10 protein-coding genes are annotated in these 12,766 nt (G+C 64.6%); 5 read left to right on the forward strand and 5 right to left on the reverse strand.

Features of this window, described 5'->3' with window-relative positions:
• Positions 1 to 27: 27 nt before the first annotated feature.
• Positions 28 to 1,209 (forward strand): MFS transporter, encoded by a 1,182-nt coding sequence (locus JLC71_RS09240; protein ID WP_200915147.1) that lies wholly within the window; start codon positions 28 to 30, stop codon positions 1,207 to 1,209.
• Positions 1,210 to 1,455: 246 nt separating this feature from the next.
• Here the strand turns inward: JLC71_RS09240 and JLC71_RS09245 are convergent, their stop codons facing one another.
• From JLC71_RS09245 to JLC71_RS09265, 5 genes are all read right to left on the reverse strand, one after another.
• A complete protein-coding gene (locus tag JLC71_RS09245) occupies positions 1,456 to 2,322 on the reverse strand; it encodes an SDR family NAD(P)-dependent oxidoreductase (RefSeq protein WP_200915148.1) in 867 nt (288 codons plus the stop codon).
• Between the two features lie 115 nt (positions 2,323 to 2,437).
• Positions 2,438 to 5,533 (reverse strand): error-prone DNA polymerase, encoded by a 3,096-nt coding sequence (locus JLC71_RS09250; RefSeq protein ID WP_200915149.1) that lies wholly within the window; start codon positions 5,531 to 5,533, stop codon positions 2,438 to 2,440.
• Positions 5,534 to 6,961, reverse strand: a complete 1,428-nt coding sequence (locus JLC71_RS09255; RefSeq protein WP_200915150.1) for a Y-family DNA polymerase — start codon at positions 6,959 to 6,961, stop codon at positions 5,534 to 5,536.
• On the reverse strand, positions 6,891 to 7,574 hold the full coding sequence (imuA, locus tag JLC71_RS09260; protein WP_200915151.1) for a translesion DNA synthesis-associated protein ImuA: 684 nt from the start codon (positions 7,572 to 7,574) through the stop codon (positions 6,891 to 6,893). Before imuA ends, JLC71_RS09255 begins: the two co-directional genes overlap by 71 nt.
• A 135-nt stretch (positions 7,575 to 7,709) precedes the next feature.
• Complete coding sequence (locus JLC71_RS09265) at positions 7,710 to 8,078, reverse strand: Mth938-like domain-containing protein (RefSeq protein ID WP_200915152.1); 369 nt, start codon at positions 8,076 to 8,078, stop codon at positions 7,710 to 7,712.
• Between the two features lie 134 nt (positions 8,079 to 8,212).
• Between JLC71_RS09265 and JLC71_RS09270 the strand changes: the two genes are divergently transcribed.
• The 4 genes from JLC71_RS09270 to thrC are packed head-to-tail and all read left to right on the forward strand — an operon-like array spanning position 8,213 to position 12,707.
• Positions 8,213 to 9,442, forward strand: a complete 1,230-nt coding sequence (locus JLC71_RS09270; RefSeq protein WP_200918318.1) for a pyridoxal phosphate-dependent aminotransferase — start codon at positions 8,213 to 8,215, stop codon at positions 9,440 to 9,442.
• An 8-nt stretch (positions 9,443 to 9,450) separates the two neighbouring features.
• Complete coding sequence (locus JLC71_RS09275; protein ID WP_200915153.1) at positions 9,451 to 9,888, forward strand: GNAT family N-acetyltransferase; 438 nt, start codon at positions 9,451 to 9,453, stop codon at positions 9,886 to 9,888.
• 21 nt (positions 9,889 to 9,909) lie between these two features.
• Complete coding sequence (locus JLC71_RS09280; RefSeq protein ID WP_200915154.1) at positions 9,910 to 11,229, forward strand: homoserine dehydrogenase; 1,320 nt, start codon at positions 9,910 to 9,912, stop codon at positions 11,227 to 11,229.
• Between the two features lie 50 nt (positions 11,230 to 11,279).
• The gene (thrC, locus tag JLC71_RS09285) at positions 11,280 to 12,707 is read left to right on the forward strand and encodes a threonine synthase (RefSeq protein ID WP_200915155.1); all 1,428 of its coding nucleotides are present in this window, start codon (positions 11,280 to 11,282) and stop codon (positions 12,705 to 12,707) included.
• The last annotated feature ends 59 nt before the right edge of the window (positions 12,708 to 12,766 follow it).

The following is a 12,766-nucleotide window of genomic DNA, read 5'->3' on the forward strand; positions in this document are numbered from 1 at the left end:
ACATTCTCATCTACAACCGAGGGACGCATGTTTAGAAGCATTTTCGCGCTACCGCGCACCGTCTGGTTGATCGGCCTGATCAGTCTGGTCAACGACAGCGCCAGTGAAATGCTCTATCCATTGATCCCGCTCTACCTATCGTCGGTATTGATGGCCGGACCACGGGCGCTGGGGATTATCGAGGGCATTGCCGAGGCAACCGCCAGCATACTCAAGCTGTTTTCGGGCGTGATCGTCGATCGTACTCGCCGTACCAAGCCGTGGATCGTGTTCGGCTACGGTCTTGCCGGCTTGGGACGCCCGCTCGTCGCCTTCGTCAGCACCTGGTCTGGCTTGCTGGTGATCCGCTTCGCCGACCGCATCGGCAAGGGTCTGCGCTCATCGCCACGGGATGCGCTGCTCGCGGCCAGCGTCGGCCCGGAGCGGCGCGGCCTGGCGTTCGGCCTGCACCGCGCGATGGATAATGCCGGCGCCGTGGTCGGCCCCCTGATCGCGTACTTGCTGCTGGCGGCGCAGATGCCGCTCAAGGATGTGTTCCTGTGGTCGATCATCCCGGCGCTGCTGTGCCTGGCCCTGGCCTGCTGGATCCGCGAACCGCAGCTTGACGAGCGACCCAAGCGGCAGGCCTTCGATTGGCGCATGAACGATATGCCGCCGGTATTCAAACGCTATCTGGCGGTGATCGCGCTGTTCACGCTGGGTAATTCGTCCAATATGTTTCTGCTCTTGCGCGCCAAGGAGCTCGGCGTTCCCGAGGCGCACATCCCGCTGCTCTGGGCCGCCGTTTCGGTCGTGGCGATGCTGTTCTCCACGCCCTTGTCGGCGCTGTCGGATCACGTCGGCCGCGTTCGCCTGCTGATCGGCGGCTATCTTGCCTACGGACTTTTTTACTTCGCCATGGGAATGCTGACCGACAGCAGCGCGCTACTGATCGCGCTGTTTGCGTTCTATGGCCTGTTCATGGCCGCGACCGAGGGCGTCGAGAAGGCCATGGTGGCCGACGTTGCGCCGGCCGCGCGACGCGGCACCGCGTTCGGCTGGTTCAATCTGACCGTCGGCGCCTTCCTGCTCCCGTCGTCGATCGTCTTCGGCTGGCTGTACCAGTCCGTCTCGCCCCTGGTTGCCTTTGCCTTCTCGGGCGGCTGCGCGCTGCTGGCGGCACTGCTGCTGTGGCGCTGGGTCGGCGTGGAACGGACGGCGCCGGTTTAGCGCCCTCGCCGCCCGGCCACTCGCCGTCGGCTGACCCGAACGGCATCCGCCCAGACTTCGGCCGGAACATTGCAACTCGGAAATGGGTACAAGAACGTCATCGAGTTCAAGAACGCAGGGCAGCTGACATCCAAGCTGCCGGGCGAAAACGAAAGCTGGCGACCGCTCATGAGCACGAACCATCAACACAAAGCGGATCGCTGGGGCAACGATGCAACGACATCGTCATCGTAGCCCTAGCGCCAGTCAATCAACCTCGGCAAATGAGCGTATCCGTAGCATCAAGGCATCGCTGCGCTTGATCTGCCGCGCCTGCGCAAGCAGCGTGGCCGGGTCGTCGTACACGGTGAGATAGCGGCCGCTCAGGAAATCAAACTGGCCCGACGCCAGCGCGATGATCCGTTCCGCGCCCGGCTCCGGACCGATGGTGCGCCCATTGGCCGCTTCGTCCTCCATCCAGGCGATGAGGTCCGCCAGCGCCGAACCGGGCTCGGCCCCTTGCGCGATCGCATCGCTGCCCATGCCCACGCCGCTGACCAGCCCGGGATGAAACGCAAACAGGCTGATACCGAGCGATTTCGCCTCGACCGCGACGTTCTCGGTAAACTTGATCAGCGCCGACTTGGCTACCGAGTAAGCCGATGCGGTCGGCCAACGGTGCGCACCGGCGTTGCTGGCGATATTGATGATGCGTCCACGGCGGCGCAGAGCCATCCGGCGCAAGGCCTCCTGCGTGCACAGGAAGCTGCCGCGCAGATGGACCTCCACCGCGTGCCACCAGTCATGACCGTCGACCTGCCACGCCTTGCCGATCGGCCCGACATTCCCGGCATTGTTGATCAGCACATCGATCGGACCGAGCAGCTCTTCCACCTCGGTAAAACCGCGCTTCACCGTATCCGCATCGATTACATCGACCAGCACCCCGATGGCGTGTCCACCTTCAGCCTGGATCGTCGCGACCGCCACATCCAGCTGCGCCTGCGAGCGCGCCAGCAATGCGACCCTGGCGCCGGCCGATGCCAGTTTTTGGCCGTAGAACAGTCCAAGCCCGCGGCCACCACCGGTGACCACCGCCACTTGGCCGGCAAGAGAAGTCTGCAACGTCGTCATGCTTCACCTCCAATCAGAACGAATGAACTCGGAATATGCGAACAACATGAATCATCAATAACGTAACAAAATTTAGCCGACCATGATTACCGTTTGTCTGACAAATTGATTACATTTATCTGAAGTCACGACTGGAAATCTGCAAACCACCGAGCAAGCTACTCTTGTCGGCCAGCCGTTTCGCCAGCAGGTGCACCACCTCGCCCTCACGCTGCACCACGCCGTACACGGCCAAAAGCTGCGCACCGAGCAGCTCGCGCCGCTGCCGCTCGACCAGATCGCTCCAGACAATCACGTTGACGTTGCCGGTTTCGTCTTCCAGCGTCACGAACACCACCCCGCTGGCCGTGCCCGGGCGCTGGCGGCCGACCACCAGGCCGCAGGCGCGGGCCGGCAGGCCATTCGGCGCGGCGGCCAGCTCGGCGGCAGTCAGCAGGCGCTCCTGTTGCAATCTCGACCGCAGCAGGCTGAGCGGATGCGCGCGCAGCGTCAGCCCGGTGGCGTGATAATCGGCGACGATGTCTTGCCCCAGCGACAGGGCCGGCAGCGGCGGCAGCGCGTCGGCGGTGACCGGCGCCAGATCGTCCGCCCCCCTCGCCCCGCTGACCTGCCACCACGCCTCGCGCCTATGGCCGGCCAGCGACGCCAGGGCATCGGATTCGGTCAGTGCCGCCAGCGCGCGCGGGTCGGCCGCGCTACGTTGCGCCAGTACGTCGATCGAACCGTAGCCGGCAGCGGGCCGGGCCGCGACGATCTGCCGGCCGATCTCGGCGCCCAGCCCTTTCACTAACCGTAGCCCCAATCTCACTGCCGGTTGCGGCTGGCCACGTTCTTCCAGCGTGCAATCCCAGTCGCTGTACTGGACGTCGATCGGCCTGATCTCGATACCGTGCCGGCGCGCGTCCTGAATCAGCTGCGATGCGGTGTAAAAGCCCATCGGCAACGAATTGAGCAAGCCGCAGCAGAACGCCGCCGGTTCATAGCGTTTGAGCCAGGCCGAGGCGTAGACGAGGATGGCGAAGCTGGCCGCGTGCGATTCGGGAAAACCGTACTCGGCGAAGCCCTCGATCTGCTTGAAGATGCGCTCGGCGAATTCGCGCGGATAGCCGCGTTCGAGCATGCCGTCGATCAGCTTGTCGCGATGGATCTCCAGCCGGCCGGTGCGACGCCACGCCGCCATCGAGCGCCGCAACTGGTCGGCCTCGCCCGGGCTATAGCCGGCGGCGACCACGGCGATGCGCATCACCTGCTCCTGGAAAATCGGCACGCCCAGCGTGCGCTCCAGCACCGCCCTGACCGCGTCACTGGGATATTCGACGTCTTCCAGCTTCTGCTTGCGCCGCAGGTAGGGATGAACCATGCCGCCCTGAATCGGCCCGGGGCGAACGATCGCGACCTCGATCACCAGGTCGTAGAACGTCTCCGGCCGCAGCCGCGGCAGCATGCTCATCTGCGCGCGGCTCTCGACCTGGAACACGCCGATGCTGTCGGCGCGGCTGAGCATCGCGTAGACCTCGGGATCTTCGCGCGGGATTTGCTGCAAGCTCATCGGCGCTTGCCGCAGCGCCGCGACCAGTTGCAGCGTGCGCCGCAGCGCCGACAACATCCCCAGCGCCAGTACGTCGACCTTGAGCAAGCCCATCGCGTCGAGGTCGTCCTTGTCCCACTCGATCACGGTGCGATCCGCCATCGCCGCGTTCTCGATCGGCACCAGCCGCGCCAGCGGCCCGCGTGAGATCACGAAACCACCGACGTGCTGCGACAGATGGCGCGGAAAGCCGCGCAGCGTGCCGACCAGCGCCAGCAATTGCTGCACCGGCAGGCTGTCGGGTTCGAGCCCGACTTCGAGCATCCGTTGCGCCAGTTCGCGCCGGTCGTCCCACCACGCCAGCGAGCGCGTCAAGCGGTCGAGCTGGTCTTCGGACAAACCGAGGGCACGGCCGACATCGCGCAAGGCCGATTTGGTCCGGTAGGTGATTACCGTCGCCGCCAGCGCGGCGCGATCGCGGCCGTATTTGCGGTACAGGTACTGGATGACCTCTTCGCGGCGGTCATGCTCGAAATCGACATCGATATCGGGCGGCTCGGCGCGCTCTTCCGAGACGAAACGTTCGAACAGCAGATTGCCGCTTTCCGGATCGACCTCGGTGATGCCGAGCGCGTAGCACACCGCCGAATTGGCCGCCGAGCCACGCCCCTGGCACAGAATGCCCTGGCTACGGGCAAAGGCGACAATGTCTTCGACGGTGAGGAAATACGCCTCGTAGCGCATCTTGGCGATCAGCCCGAGTTCCAGCTCGACCTGCGCGCTGACCTGCTCCGGCGCGCCGTGGGGATAGCGGCGCAGCAAGCCGGCCACGGTCAGCTGGCGCAGATAGGCAGCCGGCGTCATACCGGTCGGGACCAGCTCGGCCGGGTATTCGTAGCGCAACTCACTCAGCTTGAACTGGCAGCGCGCGGCGATCGCCACCGATTCGGCCAGCCACGGCGCCGGGTAAAGCTGCGCCAGCCGCGCGCGGGCGCGCAAATGCCGCTCGGCATTCGGCTGCAAGGCCATGCCGCATTGCGCCACCGGCTGGCCGAGCCGGATCGCCGTCAGCACATCCTGCAGCGGCTTGCGCGCCCGTGTGTGCATATGCACGTCGCCGGCGGCCACGCAACGCAGGCCAGTCGCCCCGCTCAGCCAGCGCAACTGTTCGATCCTGCTACGATCATCGGGCCCGGCCAGCAGCTCGGCCGCGATCCAGGCGCGATCGGCAAAATGCGCAGCCAGCCAAGCGCCGTCGGCCAAGTCCGGCGCCTCCCCTGGCAACCACAGCGCCAGCAGCCGGCTGGCAAGGCCGGCCACGTCGCCGCGCCCAAGCCGGTATTGCCCCTTGCCAGCGTTGCGGCGCCCGCAGCTGATCAGCTCGGACAGATCGCCGTAGGCTGAGCGATCCGGTGCCAGCAGCACCAGCCGCAGGCCGTCGTCGAGCACGAACTCGGCGCCGACAATCAGCTTCAGCCCCGCCTCGCTAGCGGCGAGATGAGCGCGGACGATGCCGGCGAGCGAACACTCGTCGGTGATCGCCAGCGCCGCATACCCCTGGTCGCGGGCGCGCTCGACCAGCTCCTCGGCGTGCGAAGCACCGCGCTGGAACGAGAAATTGGACAGGCAATGCAGCTCGGCGTATTCGGGCAGACCGGGCGCAGCGCTGATGTCGGCGCTCATTCAGAACAGTCCGTGCAAGTACCAGCCCAGGCTGTGGCGATCCTGATAAATCCAGTAGCGCCGCCCCGACGGGCCGACGGCCTGAAAATAATCGCGCACGGCGCTGCCGCCATCCCACCAGCCGGCCTCGATCCGCTCGGCCCGGCCGATGCAGCTCAGCGGCTCGTCGTGCCAGGGCCTACCCTGGCGGATTGGTAGCGCCAGCGGCTCGGGCAAGAGCCAGCCGGGGCGCTCGCCCACCGGCAGCGCGCCGGAGGCTTCCCCCGTCGGAGTGACAGCCCAAGCCCGCTCGGGGCGATGATCGGCGACGGTCGCCACGCCGCTGACCGCAGCGTCGCCGAGCCGTGCGCGCAAACGTGCCAGCAGCAGGCCCACGTCGCCCTGCCCGCCAGCCAGATCGAACAGCGACAGCGGCATACCGCCGAGCGCGTGCAAGCGCTCGGCCTCCAGCGTGAGCGAGCAGACCGGCGCGGTCAGCGCAAAACGTTCGGCGCGTTCGCGCAGCACCGCCAGCATCTCTTCGACGCGGCGGATCGGTCGGCCGAAGCCGACCTCGAGCAGCGTCGCCGAACCATCCTCGTAGGCAAAACGAAAGGTCAGCGATTGCACCCCAAGGCCGCGCCCGGCCAGATACGCGGCCAGCTCGGTGCACAGCCGCTCGGCCAGTTTGATGAATACCTCGACATGCTCGAACGGGTAATCCAGATCAATGCAGCGCGAAAAACGATCCGGCGGCACGAAGGCTTCGCGCGGATCGGCAACCACACCCAGCGCCCGATCCAGCCACGGCAGCACATCGGCGCCAAAGCGGCGGGCGATGCCGGCGCGCGGCAAAGCCAGCAGCTCACCCAGCGTTTTCACGCCCAGCTGTGCCAGACCGGCTTGCTGGCGTTCGCGCAGCGGCAGCACCGACAGCGGCAAACCGGCCAGCGCCGGTAACAACCCGGCCGGATCGAGGATCGGTTCGGTCTGCCCCTGGGCCACGCGCCAGCTGGCGGCCAGCGGCGTCGGCGCGCAGCTCATCCGGGCGGTGTGCCCCAGCGCTGCCAGCCCGGTCACGACCAGGCTTTGCAACGGCGCCAGCCCGCCGAAGTAGCGCAAGCAGCCGCCAATTTCGAGCAGCAGGATGCCCGCTGCGCCAAGCACCGCCGTGGGCGTGAACTGCTGCGCCCAGCAGGCAAGCAGCGTCATCGCCTCCGCCTCGGCCGGCGGATTGCGCCGGTGCACGGTCAGCTCGTTGGCCAGTGCCAGCGCGGCCGATAGCTTGATCCCGGCGCGGATGCCCAGCGATTGCGCCAGCGCATCGGCCTGCACCACACGTTCAAACCGCCCGGCCGATTCGACCACCAGCCGGGGCTTAGGCGGCGTGACGATATTCGGGAAGACGTCCAGCGCCAGCGTCGGCAGATGGAGGGCCAGCCAGAGCATGCAAGGGACTCCTGAGCAACAACGGTTCGGTGAGGGGCGCGCCACGGCGCTTGAGCACATGCACGGTCAGACCGGCCGCGCCGGATTCAAGACCAAGGCGCAGCGGCAACGGCGAACTGATGGCCCGCGACGCGCCGGTGCGAAGCAGGAAGCCGCAACTGCCGCCCTCCTTGCCCGCCAGCAGCAAGCGGCGACAAGCGCGATCATCGATGCCGTCGGCCCAGCCCAGCACCGCGCCGCAATCGGGCTCGCGCAAGGCCTGCTCCATCGCCCACAAGGTCTCGGCACGGCTGCGGCTGCGCACCCACACCAGCCGTTCGAGCGCAATCCCGGCGGTGGCCCACGCCGGGGCATAGGGAATGAAAGGCGGCTGGATCACGAACACGGTTTGCACGGAGAGCCGGCGCAACGCCGGCCACAACAAGGCCAACTCGCCGCTACCGGGGCGGGGAACGACGATCTCGCTCATCCCCGCCCGCGGCCAGCCTCCGCCCGGCAAGGCGGCATCCAGCTCGGCATAACCGCTGGGCACACAGGCTGCCCCATCGCTACGCGCGCTATCACCGCACCAGATTGCCGGATGTTTGAGCACATCACTCAGCACCGCGTTCATGGCCTGCTCCCGATTCGCTTCATGCCCTTTATGATATAGAACGAATGTTCTATTCAACAAGCAGCAATCGGCGAACGGCAGCAACAAAAAAGCCGGCATCAAACCGGCCTTTCATCGGGTCACACCAACGCAGGATCAGGCGCCGAGCACCACGGCCACCGCGCGGCGGGATTCGGCGGTGAGGATATTGAAGGTGCGGCACATCGCTCCGGTATCCATCGCATCAAAGCCGACGCGGGCGTTGACCAGCGCAGCGGTGAGGCGCGGATGTGGAAAACGCAGCGTCTTGCCGGTGCCGAACAGCACCAGCTCGGGTTTGAGCTCGAGCAGCACGGCGAAATCGTCCGGCGTCAGCGCCTCGAAACTGGCCGGACGCCATTCGCGGATCTCGTCCGGCGTGACGATCAGGCTGCCTTCATAGCGCACGTCGTTGACGCTGACGAAGCCGTCGCCATAGCTGGCAAACTGGTTGAGATGGTCGGTAACGGTGTGGTGCAGTTTCATCGCGGCAGTCCTGATTCGATCTGCCGCCATTTTAGCCGAACTGTGACCCGCATCGTCACGGTGCGCTGTATGCGCCGCAGCATGATTCTTTAGATAGAATGGACTCTCCTTTCACCGCCACCGGCCAGCTCGTCATGGAAGCCATCCTCAAATCGAACAAACTGCTCAACGTCTGCTACGAAATCCGCGGCCCGATTCCGGAGCGAGCGCGGCAGATGGAAGAGGAAGGCCACCGCATCATCAAGCTGAACATCGGCAATCTGGCGCCGTTCGGTTTCGATGCGCCGGAAGAAGTGGTGCAGGACGTGATCCGCAACCTGCCGAACGCCTCGGGTTATGTCGACTCGAAAGGCCTGTTCCAGGCGCGCAAGGCGATCATGCATTACACGCAGGAGAAGAACATCGCCGACGTCACCGTCGACGATATCTATATCGGCAATGGCGCGTCCGAGCTGATCGTCATGGCGATGCAGGGCCTCTTGAACAACGGCGACGAAGTGCTGGTGCCGATGCCTGACTACCCGCTGTGGACCGCCGCGGTCAGCCTCGCCGGCGGCCGCCCGCGCCATTACCTGTGTGACGAAGCCAACGGCTGGCTGCCGGCGCTGGATGATATCCGTGCCAAGATCAGCGACAAGACCAAGGCCATCGTCATCATCAATCCGAACAACCCGACCGGCGCGCTCTACCCGGACGAGGTGTTGCGCGAAATGGTGCAAATCGCCCGCGAACACGGGCTGATCATTTATGCCGACGAAATCTACGACAAGGTGCTGTACGACGATGCCAAGCACACGTCGATCGCCTCACTCGCCGACGATATCCTGTTCGTCACCTTCAACGGCCTGTCGAAGAACTACCGCGCCTGTGGCTATCGCGCCGGCTGGATGATCGTCTCGGGCAACAAGAAAATCGCCCGCGACTACATCGAAGGGCTGAACATCCTCTCGACCATGCGTTTGTGTGCCAACGTGCCGGCACAGTACGCGATCCAGACCGCGCTCGGCGGCTATCAAAGCATTGACGATCTGGTGCGCGCCGGCGGCCGGCTCGCCAAGCAACGCGATCTGGCGCACGACATGCTCAACGCCATGCCCGGCGTCTCCAGCGTCAAGCCCAAGGCCGCGCTGTATATGTTCCCCAAACTCGATCCGGCCGTGTATCCGATCGCCGACGATCAGCAGTTCGTGCTCGACTTCCTGCAGCAGGAGAAAGTGCTGCTGGTGCAGGGCACCGGCTTCAACTGGCATCAACCCGACCACTTCCGCGTGGTGTTCCTGCCCAACCTGGACGACCTGACCGATGCGCTGAGCCGGCTCGAGCGCTTCCTTGCGTCTTACCGAAAACGCCACGGTACCGCATAATGCAGCTCTTGCCGCTCACCGACGATTCGGGTGCGCTGATCGCGCCAGAATGGCTGATCGCCGCCGAGCCGGTACACCGGCAATTGCGCCCCAGCCTGCCAGCGGACTACGCCGGCAGGATTGCGGCAGTGTGTACTGCCGGTGGCCGACTGGTGGTTGCCACCGACGGTGAACGCGTACTCGGGCTCGCGCTGTGGCGCGTGATCGAGAACACTTATGAAGGCCGGCGTCTTTACGTAGACGATCTGGTCACCAGCGCGGCCGACCGCTCACAAGGCGTCGGCCGCGCCCTCCTCGCCTGGCTCACCGAGCAAGCCAACGCGCAGGGCTGTGATGTGCTCGCGCTCGATTCGGGCGTACAGCGCGCAGGCGCGCACCGCTTTTATTTCCGGGAAGGGATGAGCATCGCTTCCTACAGTTTCAAAAAAAATTTGAGAATGGCCTGACAGGCCCAAGGGTTGACCGTGATGAAACCGATCTATGTAGGCTTGTGCGGCGTCGGCACAGTCGGCGGCGGCACTGCCACCGTCCTTAAACGCAACGCCGAGGAAATCGCCCGCCGCGCCGGCCGGCCAATTACCGTGAAAATGGCCGCCAGCCGCGATGTCGCCAGCGCGCGCGCGATTTGCGGCGCCGACGTCGAAGTCATCGACGACGTGCTCGCGATTGCCCGCCACCCGGATATCGACATCGTCGTCGAACTGATCGGCGGCACCACCATCGCCAAAGAGCTGGTGCTGACCGCGATCGAGAACGGCAAACACGTGGTCACCGCCAACAAGAAACTGATCGCCGAATACGGCAACGAGATCTTCGCCAAGGCCCAGGAAAAAGGCGTGATGGTCGCGTTTGAAGCCGCGGTCGCCGGTGGCATTCCGGTGATCAAGGCACTGCGCGAAGGCCTTACCGCCAACCGCATCGAATGGATCGCCGGCATCATCAACGGCACCAGCAACTTCATCCTTACCGAAATGCGCGACAAGGGTCTGCCGTTCGAGGAAGTGCTGGCGCAAGCGCAGGCACTCGGCTACGCCGAAGCCGACCCGACCTTCGACATCGAAGGCCACGACGCCGCGCACAAGCTCACCATCATGAGCGCGATCGCCTTCGGCATCCCGGTCCAGTTCGACAAGGCCTACCTCGAAGGCATCAGCAAGCTCGACGCCATCGACATCCGCTACGCGCAAGAACTGGGCTACCGCATCAAGCTGCTCGGCATCACCCGCCGCCGCGAAAACGGCATCGAACTGCGCGTGGCGCCGACACTGATCCCGCACAAGCGGCTGATCGCCAACGTCGACGGCGTGATGAACGCCGTGCTGGTCAAGGGCGACGCCGTCGGTGCCACCATGTATTACGGCCCGGGCGCCGGCGCCGAACCGACCGCATCGTCGGTGATCGCCGATCTGGTCGATATCACCCGCCTGCACACCGCCGACCCGGAACACCGCGTGCCGCATCTGGCGTTCCAGCCATCGCAAATGGCCGATTTGCCGATCCTGCCGATCGGCGAAGTGGAAAGCTGCTACTACCTGCGCATGAATGCCAAGGACCAGCCGGGCGTGCTCGCCGACGTCACCCGCATCCTTGCCGACTCGCTGATTTCGGTCGATGCCATGCTGCAGCGCCCGTCCGACAACGGCAACGATGACGGTCACGACGACATCATCATCATCACCCACATCGCAATCGAGAAAAACGTCGATGCGGCGCTGGCGAAGATCGAGGCGCTGCCGACCATCAACGGCAAGATCGTCAAGCTGCGGCTTGAGCATCTGAACGGTTAATCCATCCGACTCGGCGTGGCTTTGGCCACGCCTTTTTGCTGAATGAGACCATGAAATATATCTCGACCCGCGGCGGCATGACCCCGCAATCATTCTCCGACATCCTGCTCGGTGGCCTCGCGCCCGATGGCGGCCTGAGCATCTCCGAAGCCTACCCGCACTTCGGCCTCGACGCCCTCAAGCGCCTTGCACCGCTGTCGTATGCCGATCTGGCTTTCCAGATCATCGATCACTTTGTCGACGATATTCCGGCGGCAGATCTGAAAGCGCTGATCGCCAAGACCTACACCGCCGAGGTGTACTGCAACGGTCGTGATCCGGCACGCGCGGCCGAGATCACCCCGGTGACCAAGCTGGAAGACAACCTCTATCTGCAAGAGCTGTCGAACGGCCCGACACTGGCGTTCAAGGACATGGCGATGCAGCTGCTCGGCAACCTGTTCGAGTACGTGCTGGCTGCGCGCGGCGAAACGATCAACATCGTCGGCGCCACCTCGGGCGATACCGGCTCGGCAGCCGAATACGCGATGCGCGGCAAGCATGGCGTCAACGTGATCATGCTGTCGCCCGCCGGCAAGATGAGCCCGTTCCAGCGCGCGCAGATGTTCAGCCTGCAGGACGCCAATATCCATAATGTCGCGGTCAAAGGCTTCTTCGACGCCTGCCAGGACATGGTCAAGGCGGTGAACAACGACGCCGCATTCAAGGCCGAGCACAAGATCGGCGCGGTGAACTCGATCAACTGGGGCCGTGTAATCGCCCAAGTGGTGTACTACTTCAAGGGCTACTTCGCCGTTGCGAAGAATGTCGGCGATCCGGTCGACTTCTGCGTGCCGTCGGGCAACTTCGGTAATGTCTGCGCCGGGCATATCGCGCGCCAGCTCGGCCTGCCGATCCGCCACCTGATCGTCGCGACCAACGAGAACGACGTGCTTGACGAGTTCTTCAAGACCGGCCGCTACCAGCCGCGCGGTCTGGATCGCACCTACGAGACGTCGAGCCCGTCGATGGACATCACCAAGGCGTCAAACCTCGAACGCTTCGTGTTCGACCTGATCGGCCGCGATGCCGATCTGCTGGCGGCGATGTGGCAGCAAGTCGAAAAGGCCGATGGCTTTGCACTGACGGAGGGCGATTTCAAGCGTATGCACGACGCCTATGGCTTCCGCTCGGAGAAAAGCACCCACGCCGATCGTGTCGCCAGCATTCGCGAAGTGTCGGCCAGGTACGGCGTCGAGATTGATCCGCACACCGCCGATGGCTACAAGGCGGCCAAGGCGCATCGTGATGCCAATGTGCCGATGGTGATTCTCGAAACCGCGCTGCCGGCCAAGTTCGAGGCAACGATGATTGAAGCACTCGACACCGCGCCGCAACGCCCGGCGCACCTTGTCGGCCTTGAGGATCTGCCACAGCGTTTCGATACGCTGGAAGCCGATACCGAGGCGCTCAAGCGTTACGTTGCCGCGCATATCTAAGGCAATACGCGTGTAAAAAAGCCGGTCAATTGACCGGCTTTTTTGTTGGCGGTGTATCC

The sequence above is a fragment of the Jeongeupia sp. HS-3 genome (assembly GCF_015140455.1).
Classification (GTDB): domain Bacteria; phylum Pseudomonadota; class Gammaproteobacteria; order Burkholderiales; family Chitinibacteraceae; genus Jeongeupia.